Here is a 1,223-nt window from a genome sequence, read left to right as displayed (position 1 = left end):
CCATCTCCAGGGTAGGCAGGGCCAGCTAGAACCACACTGCCAATTTAGTTCTTATTAGGAACAATTTTATTTTAGCATAAATTTTAGAATTAATATTTTTTTTGTTTTTTTTGTTAATTAGTAATCAGCATATAAACCTTCAAATAACTTGTTCTCAATTAGATAATGCAATTATCATCCTTAAGTAAAGAAGCGTCTAAAAAGGCCTTATTTGCTTAAATAAAAGCATTCTAGAGTTCAAGACCACTCTTTTTAGTCTTCTTTTTTGTTCTTTGTTTGCTATCTTCTTTTTTTAATTCATTATTAGAAAACATATTTAACATTTCGTTATATTCTTTAACATTATTTTCTTGTTCATTTTGTTTTTGAATATCATTATTAAGTTCTTCTTCTGTTATCTTAAATAAATGCATAAAGTGTTTTTTAAGGGAAGAATATTCATTAGGAAGTTTAGATAATGTTTCATCGATTTTAGTTAGCGGAGTATAAAATAATTCAAAATATGTATCTATAAAACTTATTGCAGCAGTTTTAATTTGACTATCAATCTTTTTTTCTTTTATAAATTTAGTTTTATATGTGTCAAAACCGACTACTTGATAAAATTTAGTTTTTTTAGAACTAAATGTATAGCGTAACTTAGACATTACATCTTTATAAATTTTGGCATCTAATTCGACATCATTTCATTTATTGTCTACTTCAAACAGACTTTCAAATAGATTTCTTTCCATTACATTAATTACAGAACAATTAATCGCGTTGCCAATTTCTACTTCTTTACCATAAATATTTCTATTTGGAACTATTACATTTCTATCATCACTAGTGGTTTTATATTTATTCTTTTTAGTAATCGATTTAACTGATAAATAATAAACATAGTCATTAGAATAAAAGACTACATAGGGGCGGTTTAATTTAAGTATATTAACAGTTGGAATAGTTTTACCTAAATAGTTAATCGCTATAGGTAAGTCATTTTTACTACTTCTAACTTTAAATAATTTCCCAAACATTATTTTATTTTCCATACTATTTTAATTATAAAATTAATAAAAAAATGTAGGTAGAAATACCTACAATTGTTTCTTTTTTTAACCGCAAATACTAGGACAGCGAGAGTGGTTGAAACCAATCCACTAGAATAACCAAGAAAACTAAGTTTTCTATGTAATTAGTATAGCATAAATTTTAGAATTAATAAAAATTTTTTAGTTTTT

At 24.9% G+C, this 1,223-nt stretch carries 1 protein-coding gene; it reads right to left on the bottom strand.

The genetic code is table 4. The features are described from left to right. Nucleotides 1-230: 230 nt before the first annotated feature. The gene (locus BCF89_RS08835; RefSeq protein WP_111518958.1) at nt 231-1,034 is read right to left on the bottom strand and encodes an Mbov_0400 family ICE element protein; all 804 of its coding nucleotides are present in this window, start codon (nt 1,032-1,034) and stop codon (nt 231-233) included. Nucleotides 1,035-1,223: the final 189 nt, after the last annotated feature.

The sequence above is a fragment of the Metamycoplasma auris genome (genome assembly GCF_003253435.1).
Classification (GTDB): domain Bacteria; phylum Bacillota_I; class Bacilli_A; order Mycoplasmatales; family Metamycoplasmataceae; genus Metamycoplasma; species Metamycoplasma auris.
This window is presented reverse-complemented; position numbering and strand designations above follow the sequence as displayed.